This is a genomic window from Arthrobacter sp. NPDC080086 (assembly GCF_040702285.1).
Window position 1 is genome coordinate 1 of sequence record NZ_JBFBKP010000036.1, and the last position, 16,587, is coordinate 16,587.

A 16,587-nucleotide genomic window follows, 5' to 3' on the forward strand; every position below is an offset into this window, starting at 1 on the left:
AACGCCGACTTCGACGGCGACCAGATGGCAGTGCACCTGCCGCTGAGCCCCGAAGCCCAGGCCGAAGCCCGGATCCTGATGCTGTCCTCGAACAACATCCTGAAGCCGTCCGACGGCCGCCCGGTGACCCTGCCGTCGCAGGATATGATCATCGGCCTCTACCACCTGACCACCAAGCGTGTGGGTTCGGCGGGCGAAGGCCGGATCTTCTCCTCGATCTCCGAGGCCATCATGGCGTTCGACCTGCACGAGCTGCACCTGAACTCCAAGATCAAGATCCGTCTTGACGGCTTCGTGCCCTACGCCGGCTGGGAAGCCCCGGAGGGCTGGGAGCAGGGTCAGACCGCACTGGTCGAGACCTCGCTGGGCCAGGTCATCTTCAACCAGACGCTGCCCGCGGACTACCCGTGGGTTGAGGCTGTTGCCGACAAGGGCGAACTGTCACGGATCGTCAACGACCTCGCCGAGCGCTACCCGAAGGTCGTCACGGCGGCAACGCTGGATAACCTGAAGGATGCCGGTTTCTACTGGGCCACCCGCTCGGGCGTCACCGTCGCCATTTCGGACATCGAGGTTCCGGCCTCCAAGCCGGAGCTGCTGGCTGGTTACGAGACCATGGCCGCGAAGATCCAGGGCCAGTACGACAAGGGCCTGATCGACGACGACGAGCGTCGCCAGGAACTGATCGAGATCTGGAACAAGGCCACGAACGAGATCGCCCAGGCGATGCGTGACAGCCTGTCGCCGATGAACACCATCAACCGCATGGTGTCCTCCGGTGCCCGTGGTAACTGGATGCAGGTCCGTCAGATCGCGGGTATCCGTGGCCTGGTGGCCAACCCGAAGGGTGAGATCATCCCGCGTCCGATCAAGTCCTCCTACCGCGAGGGCCTGTCGGTGCTGGAATACTTCATCGCCACGCACGGTGCCCGTAAGGGTCTGGCCGATACCGCACTGCGTACCGCCAACTCGGGTTACCTGACCCGTCGACTGGTGGACGTCTCGCAGGACGTCATCGTCCGTGAAGAGGACTGCGGCACCGAACGCGGCCTCGTCACCCCGATCGCCGTGGCTGACGCCAACGGCGAGCTGGTCCTGGACGAGAACGTGGAGAACAGCGCCTACGCCCGCACCCTGGCCGTGGACGTCGTTGACTCCTCGGGCAAGGTCCTGGCGGCTGCCGGCACCGACTGCGGCGACGTGGTCATCGCTGAGCTGTTCGCGGCCGGCATCACCGAGGTCAAGGTCCGCTCCGTACTCACCTGTGAGTCCAGTGTCGGTACCTGCGCCCTGTGCTACGGCCGTTCGCTGGCCACCGGCAAGACCGTTGACATCGGCGAGGCCGTCGGCATCATCGCCGCACAGTCCATCGGTGAGCCCGGTACCCAGCTGACCATGCGTACGTTCCACACCGGTGGTGCTGTGTCCGCCGGCGGCGGTGACGACATCACCCAGGGTCTGCCCCGTATCCAGGAGCTCTTCGAAGCCCGTACCCCGAAGGGTGTCGCACCGATTGCCGAGGCAGCCGGTCGCATCACCATCGAAGAGTCCGAGCGCCAGATGCGTCTGGTCATCACCCCGGATGACGGTTCCGAAGAGATCGCCTACCCGGTGCTGCGCCGTTCCCGTCTCCTGATCGAAGACGGCGACCACGTCAGCGTCGGCCAGAAGCTGATCAACGGTCCGGTCGACCCCAAGCAGGTGCTGCGCATCATGGGTCCCCGTGCCGCGCAGAAGTTCCTGGTGGACGAGGTCCAGGGCGTGTACCGCAGCCAGGGCATCGGTATCCACGACAAGCACGTCGAGGTTATCGTCCGCCAGATGCTGCGCCGCGTCACGGTCATCGAGTCCGGTGAATCCGACCTGCTGCCCGGCGAGCTCGCCGAGCGCAGCCGGTTCGAGGACGCGAACCGCCGCGTGGTCTCCGAGGGCAAGACGCCGGCCTCCGGCCGTCCCGAGCTCATGGGTATCACCAAGGCCTCGCTGGCCACCGAGTCCTGGCTGTCCGCAGCATCCTTCCAGGAGACCACCCGCGTCCTGACGCAGGCGGCCATGGAAGGCAAGAGCGATCCGCTGCTGGGCCTCAAGGAGAACGTCATCATCGGTAAGCTGATCCCGGCCGGCACGGGTCTCCCGCGCTACACCGAGGTCACGGTCGAGCCGACCGAGGAAGCGAAGGCCAACCTCTTCACCGGCCCGAGCGCGTTCAGCGACTTCTCCTACGATTCCCTGGGCGGCGACGGAGCTCCTGAGTTCCACGCCATCCCGCTGGATGACTACGATCTGGGCAGCGACTTCCGCTAACCTGCCGGGCGGCCCGCCGCCCCGGTAACAGGTCACTGAACGGTCCTCCACCTTCACGGTGGGGGACCGTTCCCTTTTAAGCGCGTCGGGCCGTCTGCCGGCGGCCTTTATGTCCGGTCCGGGGGGCCGAATTCCCCGCCGATTAAGGGCCGGGGCCCGCCCGTGGTAGACTGGAGACTAATTGTTATTGTGGCAGTGGATGAGTGCGCCGGTTCAGGAACCAGCTTCGTGCTGAGGATGAACCGAGACGACGTTTCCGGTTTGCAGGGTTCTTGTGCAACGTATGCCACATTTTCGCATGCCCAGGGGCACTTCCGGACGCGAGTCCGCCGGCCCCGGTGTGCGGTCCGACTATTAAGGCTTCGCCTCAGCTGCTCTGGAGATCACTTCAAAGCTCGAGCGGCGGGGCGCAGCGACAAGAGAGCGGCCGCCAACGGCCGTTCCGGATAAAACGGAGAACACGAGAGTGCCTACGATTAACCAGCTGGTCCGCAAGGGCCGCACGCCTAAGGTCTCGAAGACCAAGGCTCCCGCGCTTAAGGGCAGCCCGATGCGCCGCGGTGTTTGCACCCGCGTCTACACGACCACCCCGAAGAAGCCGAACTCGGCTCTGCGTAAGGTTGCCCGTGTGCGCCTCAACGGTGGCGTTGAAGTCACCGCTTACATCCCCGGTGTTGGCCACAACCTGCAGGAGCACTCCATTGTGCTCGTCCGCGGCGGCCGTGTGAAGGACCTCCCGGGTGTCCGCTACAAGATCGTCCGTGGCGCCCTCGATACCCAGGGCGTGAAGAACCGTAAGCAGGCCCGCAGCCGCTACGGCGCAAAGATGGAGAAGAAGTAATATGCCTCGCAAGGGTCCGGCCCCCAAGCGGCCGCTAGTACTAGATCCCGTTTACGGCTCCCCGCTGGTCACTCAGCTGATCAACAAGGTGCTGGTTGACGGCAAGAAGTCCACCGCAGAGCGCATCGTCTACGGTGCCCTCGAAGGCGCCCGCGCCAAGTCCGGCGGCGACCCCGTTGCAGCCCTCAAGAAGGCCATGGACAACGTCAAGCCTTCCCTCGAGGTCCGCTCCCGCCGTGTCGGTGGCGCAACCTACCAGGTTCCCGTTGAGGTCAAGCCGGGCCGTTCCACGGCCTTGGCCCTCCGCTGGCTGGTCGGTTACTCCAAGGCCCGCCGCGAGAAGACGATGACCGAGCGCCTCCAGAACGAAATCCTGGATGCCTCGAACGGTCTCGGAGCCGCTGTAAAGCGTCGCGAAGACACCCACAAGATGGCCGAGTCCAACAAGGCCTTCGCACACTACCGCTGGTAATACTTCCCGGACGCCGCCGGCTCAACCGGGCCGGCGGCGAACGTGCAGTCCATCCGAAAGGGAGACACCGTGGCACAGGACGTGCTTACCGACCTTAGCAAGGTCCGCAACATCGGCATCATGGCCCACATTGATGCCGGCAAGACCACTACTACCGAGCGCATCCTGTTCTACACGGGTGTGAACCACAAGATCGGCGAGACCCACGACGGCGCGTCGACCACCGACTGGATGGAACAGGAAAAGGAACGCGGCATCACCATCACGTCTGCCGCCGTGACCTGCTTCTGGGAAAACAACCAGATCAACATCATCGACACCCCCGGCCACGTGGACTTCACGGTTGAGGTTGAGCGCTCCCTGCGCGTCCTCGACGGTGCAGTCGCCGTGTTCGATGGCAAGGAAGGCGTGGAGCCGCAGTCCGAGACTGTTTGGCGCCAGGCCGACAAGTACAACGTTCCGCGTATCTGCTTTGTCAACAAGATGGACAAGCTGGGCGCTGACTTCTACTTCACCGTCGACACCATCGTCAGCCGCCTCGGCGCCAAGCCGCTGGTCATGCAGCTGCCGATCGGTGCCGAGAATGACTTCATCGGCGTCGTAGACCTGCTCTACATGCGCTCCCTGGTGTGGCCCGGCGATGCCAAGGGCGACGTGACCATGGGTGCCAAGTACGAGATCCAGGAGATCCCGGCTGACCTCAAGGAAAAGGCCGAGGAGTACCGCAACGCCCTCGTTGAGACCGTTGCCGAGTCCTCCGAAGAGCTCATGGAAAAGTACCTTGAGGGCGAAGAGATCACGATCGACGAGCTCAAGGCCGGCATCCGCAAGATGACGATCAACTCCGAGCTCTACCCGGTCTTCTGTGGCTCCGCGTTCAAGAACCGCGGCGTGCAGCCGATGCTCGACGCCGTCGTGGACTACCTGCCGAACCCGCTTGACGTCCCGCCGATGGTCGGTCACGACCCGCGCGACGAAGAGAAGGAACTGACCCGTAAGCCTTCCGCTGACGAGCCGTTCTCTGCTCTGGCGTTCAAGATCGCCGCGCACCCCTTCTTCGGTCAGCTGACCTTCATCCGCGTGTACTCCGGTCACGTTGAGGCCGGCGCCCAGGTGGTCAACTCCACCAAGGGCAAGAAGGAGCGCATCGGCAAGCTGTTCCAGATGCACGCCAACAAGGAAATGCCGGTTGACGGCGCTACCGCTGGCCACATCTACGCAGCGATCGGCCTGAAGGACACCACCACGGGCGACACCCTGTGCGACGCGTCCAACCAGATCGTCCTCGAGTCCATGAGCTTCCCGGAGCCCGTGATCTCGGTTGCCATCGAGCCGAACACCAAGGGTGACCAGGAGAAGCTCTCCACGGCCATCCAGAAGCTCTCCGCTGAGGACCCGACCTTCCAGGTCTCCCTCAACGAAGACACCGGCCAGACCATCATCGCCGGCATGGGCGAGCTCCACCTGGACATCCTGGTGGACCGCATGCGCCGCGAATTCAAGGTCGAGGCAAACGTGGGCAAGCCCCAGGTCGCCTACCGCGAAACCATCAAGCGTGCTGTGGAGCGTCACGACTACACGCACAAGAAGCAGACCGGTGGTTCGGGCCAGTTCGCAAAGATCCAGATCGCGATCGAGCCGCTGGACACCGCCGAGGGCGAGATGTACGAGTTCGAGAACAAGGTCACCGGTGGCCGCGTTCCGCGCGAATACATTCCTTCGGTTGACGCCGGCATCCAGGACGCGCTCAACGACGGCGTCCTGGCCGGTTACCCGGTTGTCGGTATCAAGGCCACGCTGATTGACGGCGCTTACCACGATGTTGACTCCTCGGAAATGGCGTTCAAGATCGCTGGCCGGATGGCTTTCAAGGAAGCCGCCCGCAAGGCGAACCCTGTCCTGCTTGAACCGCTGATGGATGTCGAGGTCCGCACCCCTGAGGAATACATGGGTGAAGTTATCGGTGACCTCAACTCCCGCCGTGGCCAGATGCAGTCCATGGAGGATGCCCAGGGCGTCAAGGTCATTCGCGCGCACGTTCCGCTGTCCGGCATGTTCGGCTACATCGGTGACCTGCGTTCGAAGACCCAGGGCCGCGCTGTGTACTCCATGACGTTCAACAGCTACGCGGAGGTCCCGAAGGCAGTTGCCGACGAGATCATCCAGAAGAGCCGCGGCGAGTAGTCTCCGGACTGCACGCAGCTGCGACAAAAACTCGGGTGCGTTTCCTCCAGGGGAGATTCACCTTGTGCGGGCGGCCGGACCCGGTCCGGCCGCCAGCACGAACAGGCTCGAGGCACTAGTATTAGTTCCTGAATCTGCAATTTCACCAATCCAAAGCCCCCCAAGTAGACTTACTGGAGTTTCGGCCGCGACAAGCGCGGGCGAAGGGTAAGTCATTTGAAAACGTTCTAGGAGGAACCTGTGGCAAAGGCAAAGTTCGAGCGGACTAAGCCGCACGTTAACATCGGTACCATTGGTCACGTTGACCACGGTAAGACGACGCTGACGGCCGCCATTTCCAAGGTGCTGTACGACAAGTACCCGACTCTCAACGAGAAGCGTGACTTCGCCTCGATTGACTCTGCTCCCGAAGAGCGTCAGCGCGGCATTACCATCAACATCTCCCACGTTGAGTACCAGACCGAGAAGCGTCACTACGCACACGTTGACGCCCCCGGTCACGCTGACTACATCAAGAACATGATCACCGGTGCTGCCCAGATGGACGGCGCAATCCTCGTGGTTGCCGCTACCGACGGCCCGATGGCTCAGACCCGCGAGCACGTTCTGCTCGCCCGCCAGGTTGGTGTTCCCTACCTGCTGGTCGCCCTGAACAAGGCTGACATGGTCGACGACGAAGAGCTCCTCGACCTCGTCGAAATGGAAGTTCGTGAGCTCCTGAGCTCGCAGGGCTTCGATGGCGACAACGCCCCGGTTGTCCGCGTTTCCGGCCTCAAGGCTCTGGAAGGCGACCCGGAGTGGGTCAAGTCCGTTGAGGACCTGATGGAAGCCGTCGACGAGTCCGTTCCGGACCCGGTTCGTGACCGCGACAAGCCGTTCCTGATGCCGATCGAAGACGTCTTCACCATCACCGGCCGTGGCACCGTTGTTACGGGCCGCGCCGAGCGTGGCACCCTCGCCATCAACTCCGAGGTCGAGATCGTCGGCATCCGTCCGGTCCAGAAGACCACGGTTACCGGTATCGAGATGTTCCACAAGCAGCTCGACGAAGCATGGGCCGGCGAGAACTGTGGCCTGCTGCTCCGTGGCCTCAAGCGCGACGATGTCGAGCGTGGCCAGGTTGTCGTCAAGCCGGGTTCCATCACCCCGCACACCGACTTCGAGGCCAACGTCTACATCCTCTCCAAGGACGAAGGCGGACGCCACAACCCGTTCTACTCGAACTACCGCCCGCAGTTCTACTTCCGTACGACGGACGTTACCGGCGTCATCACCCTGCCGGAAGGCACGGAAATGGTTATGCCCGGCGACAACACTGAGATGACCGTTGCGCTCATCCAGCCGATCGCAATGGAAGAGGGCCTCGGCTTCGCTATCCGTGAAGGCGGCCGCACCGTTGGTTCGGGACGTGTCACCAAGATCATCAAGTAATTTGATGGCCTAGCACGATCGGAACGGCTCCCTTCGGAGCCACGATGATCACAACAGCCCCGCTGCACTGCAGCGGGGCTGTTGGCTTCTAAGAACGGTCGATCGCCGTCAGACACCCCGGCGGCGGGCCCGGCCGAGCGCGCGGTACCAGTAGTAGGACTCCTTGGGCGTCCGCTCCAGGGTCTCGAAGTCCACGTGGACCAGGCCGAAGCGCTGCGAATAGCCGGCGGCCCACTCGAAGTTGTCCATCAGCGTCCACACGTAGTACCCGAGGAGTTCGACGTCGTGGGCGATACCGCCGGGAGCGGTCGCCGCCAGTGCCTGGCCCAGGTGCCCCTCGAGGTAGGCGATGCGGCTGGGATCGGGCAGTGTCCCGTCGACATGGTCCGGCTCCGGGAAGCTGGCGCCGCTCTCGGTGATGAAGAGCGGCGGAAGCGCGGCACCGTAACGGTCCTTGAGTCCGCGCAGCAGCGTGCCGAGGTGCTCCGGCGCCACGGGCCAGCCGAAGCCGGTGGTGGGGTACTCGGGGAAAGCGGCCAGGTGGAAAGGCAGCCGTGCCATCGCCTCCGCGGTCCCGGCGGGACTCTCCGCCGGGCCCCGGCCGGCGGCGGCGCGCACCGGGTAGTAGTAGTTCAGTCCGTAGAAATCCAGCGGCTGGTGGATGGTTTCGAGATCCGCGTCGGACACCCGGGACAGGTGGCGGAACCAGGGCCGGGCCGCCAGCGGGGGTGTGGGGTACCGGCCCAGCAGGATCGGGTCAGCGTAGATCCGGTTGAGGGCGAGATCGAAGACGGTGGCCATCAGCCGGTCCAGGAACGAGCCGCTGGCCGGATGCACGGGGGAGTGCAGGTTGGTGACGCCGACCGCCCCGGGGACGCCGGCGGCGCGGAGGGCCTGCACCGCCAGGCCGTGCGCCAGCAGCTGGTGGTGGACGGAGGGTAGGGCGTTGAACAGCAGGTCGCGGCCGGGGGCGTGCACGCCGAGGGCATAGCCGTTCAGCGTCACAGAGGCCGGTTCGTTCAGGGTCACCCAGTGGGAGACGCGGTCGCCGAACCGGTCGGCCGCCGCGGCGGCGTACTCGCCGAAGCGGAGGGCCGTGTCCCGGTTCATCCAGCCGCCGCGGTGCTCCAGTGGCAGGGGGGTGTCCCAGTGGTAGAGGGTGGCCATGGGGGCGATGCCCGCGGCCAGCAGCCGGTCGATCAGCCGGTCGTAGAAGTCCAGGCCGGCCGGATTGACCGGTCCCGTTCCGTCCGGCTGGATCCGCGGCCAGGAGAGCGAGAAGCGGTAGGAGTCGACGCCGAGGTCCCGCATGAGGTCCACGTCGTCGTCCATGCGGTGGTAGTGGTCGCAGGCGACGGCGGGGGAGTGGCCGTCCTGGATGGTCCCGGGCTTCTCGGCGAAGGCATCCCAGCCGGAGGGGCCGCGGCCGCCGGCGGACAGGGCGCCCTCGATCTGGAAGGCCGCGGAGGCCACCCCCAGGAGGAAGCCCTCGGGGAGGCGTTCGGCGAGGTCGCGGACGGCGGCGGAGTCCTGCACGGTCATCACCACATCCTCGTCCGCGCGGGCGCCGAAGGCAACGGATCGGCGGCCGAAAATCCCGCCAATTGGCGTCTGCCCGATCTTTCCGGCATACTAGATGAGTTGTTCAAGCGCTCTTTCGCGTCCCGATCCGGATAATGCCGGGTGTCAGGGTCCAGGTAAGAGCCCAAACATAACCCTCTCTCCAAGGATTTGCGGACGAGTACGCGTGCACAGCGCGACACGCCCGACCGCGGGGGTCGGTTGCGCCGGCAGGTTGAGGAACCCGGATTCATCCGGATTCAGCTTGTGCGGCGGGTGGTGGTTACGACCTCAAATGCTTCGGCAGCCGCACAACACGTAAGTGAACAGGGCAGCCCTAACCAGGGGAAGCACAGACTGAAAGAGAGTCAGGCGACATGGCGGGACAAAAAATCCGCATCCGGCTGAAGTCATACGACCACGAGGTCATTGACGTTTCAGCACGGAAGATCGTTGAGACGGTCACGCGCGCAGGCGCAACTGTAGTTGGCCCCGTGCCGCTGCCGACGGAGAAGAACGTGTACTGCGTTATCCGCTCTCCGCACAAGTACAAGGACAGCCGCGAGCACTTCGAAATGCGCACGCACAAGCGTCTTATCGACATCATCGACCCCACGCCCAAGGCTGTTGACTCGCTCATGCGTCTCGACCTGCCGGCCGACGTGAACATCGAAATCAAGCTGTAGGGAGGTGCTGAGAGACTATGACCGCAACCCGTAACGTAAAGGGCCTGCTGGGCACGAAGCTCGGCATGACCCAGGTCTGGGACGAGAACAACAAGCTCATCCCCGTCACTGTGGTCCAGGCAGACTCGAACGTCGTCACCCAGCTGCGCAACGCAGAGGCTGATGGCTACGTCGCCGTTCAGATCGGCTACGGCCAGATCGACCCCCGCAAGGTCACCAAGCCGCTGGCTGGTCACTTTGAAAAGGCAGGCGTCACGCCTCGCCGCCACGTCGTCGAACTGCGCACTGCAGATGCCGACTCTTACGAGCTGGGCCAGGAGCTCTCCGTTGAGCTCTTCGAAGCCGGCCAGAAGATCGACGTCGTCGGCACCACCAAGGGTAAGGGCTTCGCCGGTGTTATGAAGCGTCACGGCTTCCACGGCGTTGGAGCTTCCCACGGTGCTCACAAGAACCACCGTAAGCCCGGTTCAATCGGTGGCGCATCCACCCCGAGCCGCGTCTTCAAGGGCATGAAAATGGCCGGCCGCATGGGCGCCGTTCGTCACACCACGCTGAACCTCACGGTCCACGCGGTTGACGTCGAGAAGTCGCTGCTCCTTATCAAGGGTGCCGTTCCCGGCGCCCGCGGCCAGGTCGTCCTCGTACGCACCGCCGTGAAGGGAGCCTAGTTCAATGACTAGCACTGTCAAGGTTGACCTGCCTGCAGAGATCTTCGACGTTCAGACCAACGTGCCGCTGCTGCACCAGGTCGTCGTCGCACAGCTCGCTGCTGCTCGCCAGGGTACCCACAAGACCAAGACCCGCGCCGAGGTTTCCGGTGCCGGTCGCAAGCCGTTCAAGCAGAAGGGCACCGGCCGCGCCCGTCAGGGTTCCATCCGCGCTCCTCACATGACCGGTGGTGGCATCGTCCACGGCCCGACGCCGCGTGACTACAGCCAGCGCACCCCCAAGAAGATGATTGCTGCTGCACTGCGCGGCGCTCTCTCTGACCGCGCCCGCAACGGCCGCGTCCACGTCGTCGCTGAACTGGTTGCCGGCTCCAAGCCGTCCTCCCGTGAAGCACTGGCAACGCTGCGTGGCGTCTCCGAGCGCAAGAACCTGCTCGTCGTCATCGACCGCGCCAACGACGTTGCTGCACTTTCCGTGCGCAACCTCCAGGACGTTCACGTTCTGTACGCAGACCAGCTGAACACCTACGACGTGCTCGTTTCTGACGACGTAGTCTTCACCAAGGCCGCCTACGACGCATTCGTTGCGGACAAGGCTGCAAAGACCGAGGAGGATGCCAAGTGAGCGCAGCCACCATCAAAGACCCGCGCGACGTCGTCCTGGCGCCCGTCGTCTCGGAAAAGAGCTACGGCCTGATCGACGAGGGCAAGTACACCTTCCTGGTGGACCCCCGCTCGAGCAAGACCGAGATCAAGCTGGCCGTGGAGAAGATCTTCTCCGTCAAGGTTGACTCGATCAACACCATCAACCGTGCCGGTAAGCGCAAGCGGACCAAATTCGGATGGGGCACCCGCAAGAGCACCAAGCGTGCGATTGTCAGCCTCAAAGAAGGCACTATCGACATCTTCGGCGGTCCGCTCTCGTAGCGGAGACCACTTTAACGAGGAAATAAATTATGGGAATCCGTAAATACAAGCCGACTACCCCGGGCCGTCGTGGCTCGAGCGTAGCGGACTTCACCGAAATCACGCGGTCGACGCCGGAAAAGTCGTTGGTTCGTCCCCTTCCGAAAAAGGGTGGACGTAACAACACCGGTAAGATCACGACCCGTCACAAGGGTGGTGGACACAAGCGTCAGTACCGTCTGATCGACTTCCGTCGCCACGACAAGGACGGCGTCAACGCCCGCGTTGCCGAAATCGAGTACGATCCGAACCGCACGGCTCGCATCGCCCTCCTGCACTACGTTGATGGCACCAAGCGTTACATCATCGCCCCGAACAAGCTGGCCCAGGGTGACACCGTGGAAGCAGGTGCCGACGCTGACATCAAGCCCGGCAACAACCTGCCGCTGCGCAACATCCCGGTCGGTACCGTGATCCACGCAGTTGAACTGCGTCCGGGTGGCGGCGCCAAGATGGGCCGCTCCGCCGGCGCATCGATCCAGCTCGTCGCCAAGGAAGGCCGTTACGCCCAGCTGCGTCTGCCCTCCGGCGAAATCCGCAACGTTGACGTGCGCTGCCGCGCCACCGTCGGCGAGGTCGGCAACGCCGAGCAGTCGAACATCAACTGGGGCAAGGCCGGCCGTATGCGCTGGAAGGGCGTCCGCCCGACCGTCCGTGGTGTCGCCATGAACCCGGTTGACCACCCGCACGGTGGTGGTGAGGGTAAGACCTCCGGTGGTCGTAACCCCGTCAACCCCAACGGTAAGCGCGAAGGCCGCACCCGCCGTCCCAACAAAGAGAGCGACAAGCTTATTGTTCGTCGCCGTCGTACTGGCAAGAACAAGCGATAGGAGCCTGGACACATGCCACGCAGCCTGAAAAAAGGTCCTTTCGTTGACCAGCACCTCTTTGTGAAGGTAGCCAGGGAAAACGAAAAGGGCACCAAGAACGTCATCAAGACCTGGTCCCGCCGTTCGATGATCGTCCCCGACATGCTCGGCCACACGATCGCCGTGCACGACGGACGCAAGCACATCCCGGTGTTTGTCACTGAGTCGATGGTCGGGCACAAGCTCGGCGAATTCGCTCCCACGCGGACTTTCCGCGGCCATGTCAAGGACGACCGTAAGGGCAAGCGCCGCTAGGCGCCTGCACTTACGTCAAAGACGAGAGAAGGAAAGCAATGGAAGCCAAGGCAATTGCGCGTCACATCCGCGTAACGCCTATGAAGGCCCGGCGCGTCGTCAACCTTGTTCGTGGGAAGCAAGCGAACGAGGCTCTGGCAATTCTGAAGTTTGCCCCGCAGGCAGCTTCTGAGCCGGTATTCAAGGTAGTTCAGTCGGCAATCTCCAACGCCCGGGTCCTCGCGGACCGCGACGGCGTGGCGTTTGACGAAGGTGACCTCATCATCAGCGAAGCGTTTGTTGATGAAGGCCCGACCATGAAGCGGTTCCAGCCGCGCGCCCAGGGTCGTGCATTTCAGATCAAGAAGCGCACGAGCCACATCACCGTGGTAGTCGCTACCCCGGAGAAAGAGGAGGCTCGCTAAGTGGGACAGAAAGTAAACCCGCACGGGTTCCGACTCGGCATCACCACCGATCACGTATCGCACTGGTTCGCCGACAGCACCAAGTCCGGCCAGCGGTACAAGGACTTCGTCCGCGAAGACATCCGCATCCGCCAGCTCATGTCCACGGGCATGGAGCGCGCCGGTATTGCCAAGGTTGAGATCGAGCGCACCCGCGACCGTGTCCGCGTGGATATCCACACGGCTCGTCCGGGCATCGTGATCGGCCGCCGCGGCGCCGAAGCAGACCGCATCCGCGGCGAGCTCGAAAAGCTGACCGGCAAGCAGGTCCAGCTGAACATCCTCGAGGTCAAGAACCCCGAGATGGAAGCCCAGCTTGTTGCCCAGGGCGTTGCAGAGCAGCTGACTTCCCGCGTGGCTTTCCGCCGCGCGATGAAGAAGGCCATGCAGTCCGCGCAGCGTGCCGGTGCCAAGGGCATCCGTATCGCTTGCTCGGGTCGACTGGGTGGCGCTGAAATGTCCCGCTCGGAGTTCTACCGCGAAGGCCGTGTGCCCCTGCACACCCTCCGCGCGAACATCGACTACGGCTTCTACGAGGCCAAGACCACCTTCGGCCGCATCGGCGTGAAGGTCTGGATCTACAAGGGTGACGTCACCGCCAAGGAACTGGCCCAGCAGGCTGCTGCTGCCCCGTCCCGCGGCCGCGCCGGCGACCGTCCGGGCCGTCCCGGTGGCGCCGACCGTGGTGACCGCCGTCGTCGTAACGACCGTCCGGCCGCCGACGCAGCTCCTGCTGCCGAGGCTCCGGCAGAGGCGGCTCCGGCCGCTGCAGAAGGAGGACAGGCTTAAATGCTTATCCCACGTCGAGTCAAGCACCGTAAGCAGCACCACCCGGGTCGTTCCGGCGCTGCCACGGGTGGCACCGAGGTTTCGTTCGGTGAGTGGGGTATCCAGGCTCTGAGCCCGGCATACGTCACCAACCGTCAGATCGAATCCGCCCGTATCGCGATGACCCGCCACATCAAGCGTGGCGGCAAGGTCTGGATCAACATCTACCCGGACCGTCCGCTGACCAAGAAGCCGGCCGAAACCCGCATGGGTTCCGGTAAGGGTTCGCCGGAATGGTGGGTCTCCAACGTCAAGCCGGGCCGGGTTCTCTTCGAACTCTCCGGTGTCAATGAAGAGGTAGCTCGCGAGGCCCTGCGCCTGGCAATCCACAAGCTGCCGTTGAAGGCACGCATTGTGCGTCGCGAAGGTGGTGAATAGAAATGGCAGTAGGGTCGAAGGAACTCGCACCCAAGCAGCTGGACGGTTTCGACAACGAGCGTCTCGTTGAGGAACTCCGCAAGGCGAAGGAAGAGCTGTTCAACCTGCGTTTCCAGTCCGCCACCGGACAGCTGGAGAACCACGGTCGTCTGCGCGCGGTAAAGAAGGACATCGCACGCATCTACACCGTTCTCCGCGAACGCGAGCTGGGCATTCGTGCCGAGGTTGCCGCACCGGTTGTGGAAGCCAAGGAAGAAAAGAAGTCCAAGAAGGCTGCAACCAAGAAGGCTGACAAGGCCGACGAGGTTGAGACCGAGGAGGACGCCAAGTGAGTGAAAAGGACGAGAACGTGACGGAAACTGTTTCCGACGCTGCCAAGGCTGACGAGCGCGGTTACCGCAAGACGAAGCGCGGCTACGTCGTCTCGGACAAGATGGAAAAGACCATCGTTGTCCAGGTCGAAGACCGCGTGAAGCACGCGCTCTACGGCAAGGTCATGCGGCGCAACACCAAGATCAAGGCTCACGACGAAGAGAACAGCGCCGGCATCGGCGACCTGGTTCTCCTCGCCGAGACCCGCCCGCTCTCCGCTACCAAGCGGTGGCGCCTGGTCGAGATCCTCGAAAAGGCCAAGTAGCACCTGCTGCCTCCCCGTCAGGGGAACCGGCTAGGAAACCCCCGTTCCCGTCTGGGAGCGGGGGTTTCGCCGTTCCCGGGGGAGCGGCCGCAACACCGTGGGACGCTCCCTCACTTCTGGTGCGTTTCCGTGGAACGCTCCCTCACTTCTGGCGCGTTTCCGTGGGACGCTCCCGCACTTCTGGTGCGCTCCTGCGGGACGCTCCCTCAACTCTGGTGTGTCCCTGCGGGATGCTCCGCTTTTTCGGTGCGTTGCTGCAGGGCCCCGAGGCGGATCCGAGGGAGCGTCGGGGAGGGGCGCCCGGATGTGAGGGAGCGTCGGGGAGAGCGCCCCGGATGTGAGGGAGCGTCGGGGGAGAAGCGCCGGATGTGAGGGGGCGTCGGGGGAGTGGCCGCCGGATCCGGGGGAGGGTCTGTGGTAATGGGCGATTTTCTGCAGTGGCCCCGGCCGTGCTAGGATATTGAGTTTGTATGGCGCTTTTCGTGTGCCATCGTCAACCTCGTAAACAATCGTGCCACAGCATAGTGCATGCCCGCGCCTCAGGGCGCACGGGATGCAACTGCTTTTGGCACGGGCGTTTAGGCCTGGTCTGGCAAAATCCAGGCAGGTCAAGAGACACCCCGATCAACCGTTCCGCAAGGCTCATTCCGTAGCAAGATCACGGCCTGAGAACCGGCGCGACGCAAGGAGTAAATAGTGATTCAGCAGGAGTCGCGACTCAAGGTCGCCGACAACACGGGTGCTAAGGAAATCCTTACCATTCGCGTTCTCGGTGGATCCGGTCGTCGCTACGCAGGCATCGGCGACGTCATCGTCGCCACCGTCAAGGATGCAATCCCGGGCGGCAACGTAAAGAAGGGCGATGTCGTCAAGGCTGTCATCGTCCGCACCAAGAAGGAACGCCGCCGTGCGGATGGTTCCTACATCAAGTTTGACGAGAACGCAGCTGTGATCCTGAAGAACGACGGTGACCCCCGCGGTACCCGTATCTTCGGACCGGTTGGTCGTGAACTGCGCGACAAGAAGTTCATGAAGATCGTTTCTCTGGCTCCGGAGGTGCTCTAGTCCATGGCTAAGATCAAGAAGGGTGACCTCGTTCAGGTCATCACTGGCGCCAAGGCTGAGCGCGGCGGCGACCGCGGCAAGCAGGGCAAGGTCCTGCGCGTGTTCCCCGAGACCAACCGCGTGCTGGTCGAAGGCATCAACCGCGTCACCAAGCACACCAAGGTCGGTCAGTCGCAGCGCGGCACCAAGACCGGTGGCATCGAGGTCGTTGAGGCCCCGATCCACATCTCCAACGTGGCCCTGGTTGACCCCTCCACCAAGAAGCCCACGCGCGTCGGTTTCCGCACCGAGACCGTTGAGCGCGATGGCGTGAAGCGCGAAGTGCGCGTCCGCGTGGCCAAGAGCTCAGGGAAGGACATCTAATGACTGAGACTCTCGAGACTCCGGCTAGCAAGATCGTTCCTCGTCTGAAGACCAAGTACGCCGATTCCATCAAGAGCGCGCTCGTTGAGGAATTCAAGTACGACAACGTCAACCAGGTTCCCCGCCTGGTGAAGGTCGTTGTGAACATGGGTGTTGGAGATGCCGCCAAGGACTCCAAGCTGATCGACGGCGCTGTCCGCGACCTGACCCTGATCACCGGCCAGAAGCCGCAGGTCACCAAGGCCCGCAAGTCGATCGCACAGTTCAAGCTGCGCGAAGGCATGCCGATTGGTGCGCACGCCACCCTCCGTGGCGACCGCATGTGGGAATTCCTGGACCGCCTTGTCACGCTGGCTCTGCCGCGTATCCGGGACTTCCGGGGCCTCAGCGGCAAGCAGTTTGATGGCAACGGCAACTACACCTTCGGTCTGACCGAGCAGGTTATGTTCCACGAGATCGACCAGGATTCCATCGACCGCGTTCGCGGTATGGACATCACCGTCGTGACCACTGCCAAGACCGACGACGAAGGCCGCGCGCTGCTCAAGGCGCTGGGCTTCCCGTTCAAGACCGAAGACTAATCCAGCTACATAAAAGGTCCGCACGCCAGTCACTAGGCCGGCAGCGGAAACCGTTA

General features: G+C 63.4%; 19 protein-coding genes and 1 pseudogene. 19 read left to right on the plus strand and 1 reads right to left on the minus strand.

What is annotated here, in order from left to right; translation table 11 throughout:
• The 5 genes and pseudogenes from AB0305_RS13265 to tuf form a co-directional block, all read left to right on the plus strand.
• Positions 1-2,304: pseudogene (locus tag AB0305_RS13265) on the plus strand (DNA-directed RNA polymerase subunit beta'); the annotation flags it as partial.
• A gap of 466 nt (positions 2,305-2,770) precedes the next feature.
• A complete protein-coding gene (gene rpsL, locus AB0305_RS13270) occupies positions 2,771-3,145 on the plus strand; it encodes a 30S ribosomal protein S12 (protein WP_009358312.1) in 375 nt (124 codons plus the stop codon).
• Between the two features lies 1 nt (position 3,146).
• The gene (gene rpsG, locus AB0305_RS13275; RefSeq protein WP_026531948.1) at positions 3,147-3,617 is read left to right on the plus strand and encodes a 30S ribosomal protein S7; all 471 of its coding nucleotides are present in this window, start codon (positions 3,147-3,149) and stop codon (positions 3,615-3,617) included.
• Between the two features lie 69 nt (positions 3,618-3,686).
• Entirely contained in the window at positions 3,687-5,801 is a 2,115-nt protein-coding gene (fusA, locus tag AB0305_RS13280) for an elongation factor G (protein ID WP_290255935.1), read from the plus strand.
• A 240-nt stretch (positions 5,802-6,041) separates the two neighbouring features.
• The gene (gene tuf, locus AB0305_RS13285; RefSeq protein WP_290255934.1) at positions 6,042-7,232 is read left to right on the plus strand and encodes an elongation factor Tu; all 1,191 of its coding nucleotides are present in this window, start codon (positions 6,042-6,044) and stop codon (positions 7,230-7,232) included.
• Positions 7,233-7,340: 108 nt separating this feature from the next.
• On the opposite strand, the gene AB0305_RS13290 is transcribed toward tuf, so the two are convergent.
• Entirely contained in the window at positions 7,341-8,774 is a 1,434-nt protein-coding gene (locus AB0305_RS13290; RefSeq protein WP_364133357.1) for a GH1 family beta-glucosidase, read from the minus strand.
• Positions 8,775-9,169: 395 nt separating this feature from the next.
• Between AB0305_RS13290 and rpsJ the strand changes: the two genes are divergently transcribed.
• The 14 genes from rpsJ (at position 9,170) to rplE (ending at position 16,531) form a co-directional block, all read left to right on the plus strand.
• A complete protein-coding gene (rpsJ, locus tag AB0305_RS13295; protein WP_003803825.1) occupies positions 9,170-9,478 on the plus strand; it encodes a 30S ribosomal protein S10 in 309 nt (102 codons plus the stop codon).
• 17 nt (positions 9,479-9,495) lie between these two features.
• Entirely contained in the window at positions 9,496-10,146 is a 651-nt protein-coding gene (rplC, locus tag AB0305_RS13300; protein WP_290255932.1) for a 50S ribosomal protein L3, read from the plus strand.
• Between the two features lie 4 nt (positions 10,147-10,150).
• Complete coding sequence (gene rplD / locus AB0305_RS13305; RefSeq protein WP_290255931.1) at positions 10,151-10,771, plus strand: 50S ribosomal protein L4; 621 nt, start codon at positions 10,151-10,153, stop codon at positions 10,769-10,771.
• Positions 10,768-11,073 carry a 50S ribosomal protein L23 gene (gene rplW, locus AB0305_RS13310; RefSeq protein WP_290255930.1) on the plus strand — a complete coding sequence of 102 codons (306 nt, stop codon included), beginning with the start codon at positions 10,768-10,770 and terminating at the stop codon, positions 11,071-11,073. The genes rplD and rplW overlap by 4 nt, the downstream gene beginning before the upstream one ends.
• Positions 11,074-11,102: 29 nt before the next feature.
• On the plus strand, positions 11,103-11,942 hold the full coding sequence (rplB, locus tag AB0305_RS13315; RefSeq protein ID WP_290255929.1) for a 50S ribosomal protein L2: 840 nt from the start codon (positions 11,103-11,105) through the stop codon (positions 11,940-11,942).
• A 12-nt stretch (positions 11,943-11,954) separates the two neighbouring features.
• A complete protein-coding gene (gene rpsS, locus AB0305_RS13320; RefSeq protein ID WP_018773666.1) occupies positions 11,955-12,236 on the plus strand; it encodes a 30S ribosomal protein S19 in 282 nt (93 codons plus the stop codon).
• Between the two features lie 38 nt (positions 12,237-12,274).
• Positions 12,275-12,640: a 50S ribosomal protein L22 gene (rplV, locus tag AB0305_RS13325; RefSeq protein WP_003803798.1), complete on the plus strand. Its 366-nt coding sequence runs from the start codon at positions 12,275-12,277 to the stop codon at positions 12,638-12,640.
• Positions 12,641-13,468, plus strand: coding sequence for a 30S ribosomal protein S3 (gene rpsC / locus AB0305_RS13330; RefSeq protein ID WP_290255928.1), 828 nt, complete (start codon positions 12,641-12,643; stop codon positions 13,466-13,468).
• Complete coding sequence (gene rplP, locus AB0305_RS13335; RefSeq protein ID WP_056737809.1) at positions 13,469-13,885, plus strand: 50S ribosomal protein L16; 417 nt, start codon at positions 13,469-13,471, stop codon at positions 13,883-13,885. It abuts the gene before it with no gap.
• Between the two features lie 2 nt (positions 13,886-13,887).
• Positions 13,888-14,217, plus strand: coding sequence for a 50S ribosomal protein L29 (gene rpmC / locus AB0305_RS13340; protein ID WP_290255927.1), 330 nt, complete (start codon positions 13,888-13,890; stop codon positions 14,215-14,217).
• Positions 14,214-14,522, plus strand: a complete 309-nt coding sequence (rpsQ, locus tag AB0305_RS13345) for a 30S ribosomal protein S17 (RefSeq protein WP_056737811.1) — start codon at positions 14,214-14,216, stop codon at positions 14,520-14,522. Before rpmC ends, rpsQ begins: the two co-directional genes overlap by 4 nt.
• 696 nt (positions 14,523-15,218) lie before the next feature.
• Complete coding sequence (rplN, locus tag AB0305_RS13350; RefSeq protein ID WP_003803789.1) at positions 15,219-15,587, plus strand: 50S ribosomal protein L14; 369 nt, start codon at positions 15,219-15,221, stop codon at positions 15,585-15,587.
• Positions 15,588-15,590: 3 nt separating this feature from the next.
• Positions 15,591-15,950: a 50S ribosomal protein L24 gene (gene rplX, locus AB0305_RS13355; protein WP_290255926.1), complete on the plus strand. Its 360-nt coding sequence runs from the start codon at positions 15,591-15,593 to the stop codon at positions 15,948-15,950.
• Positions 15,950-16,531 carry a 50S ribosomal protein L5 gene (gene rplE, locus AB0305_RS13360; protein ID WP_290255925.1) on the plus strand — a complete coding sequence of 194 codons (582 nt, stop codon included), beginning with the start codon at positions 15,950-15,952 and terminating at the stop codon, positions 16,529-16,531. Before rplX ends, rplE begins: the two co-directional genes overlap by 1 nt.
• Positions 16,532-16,587 lie beyond the last annotated feature (56 nt).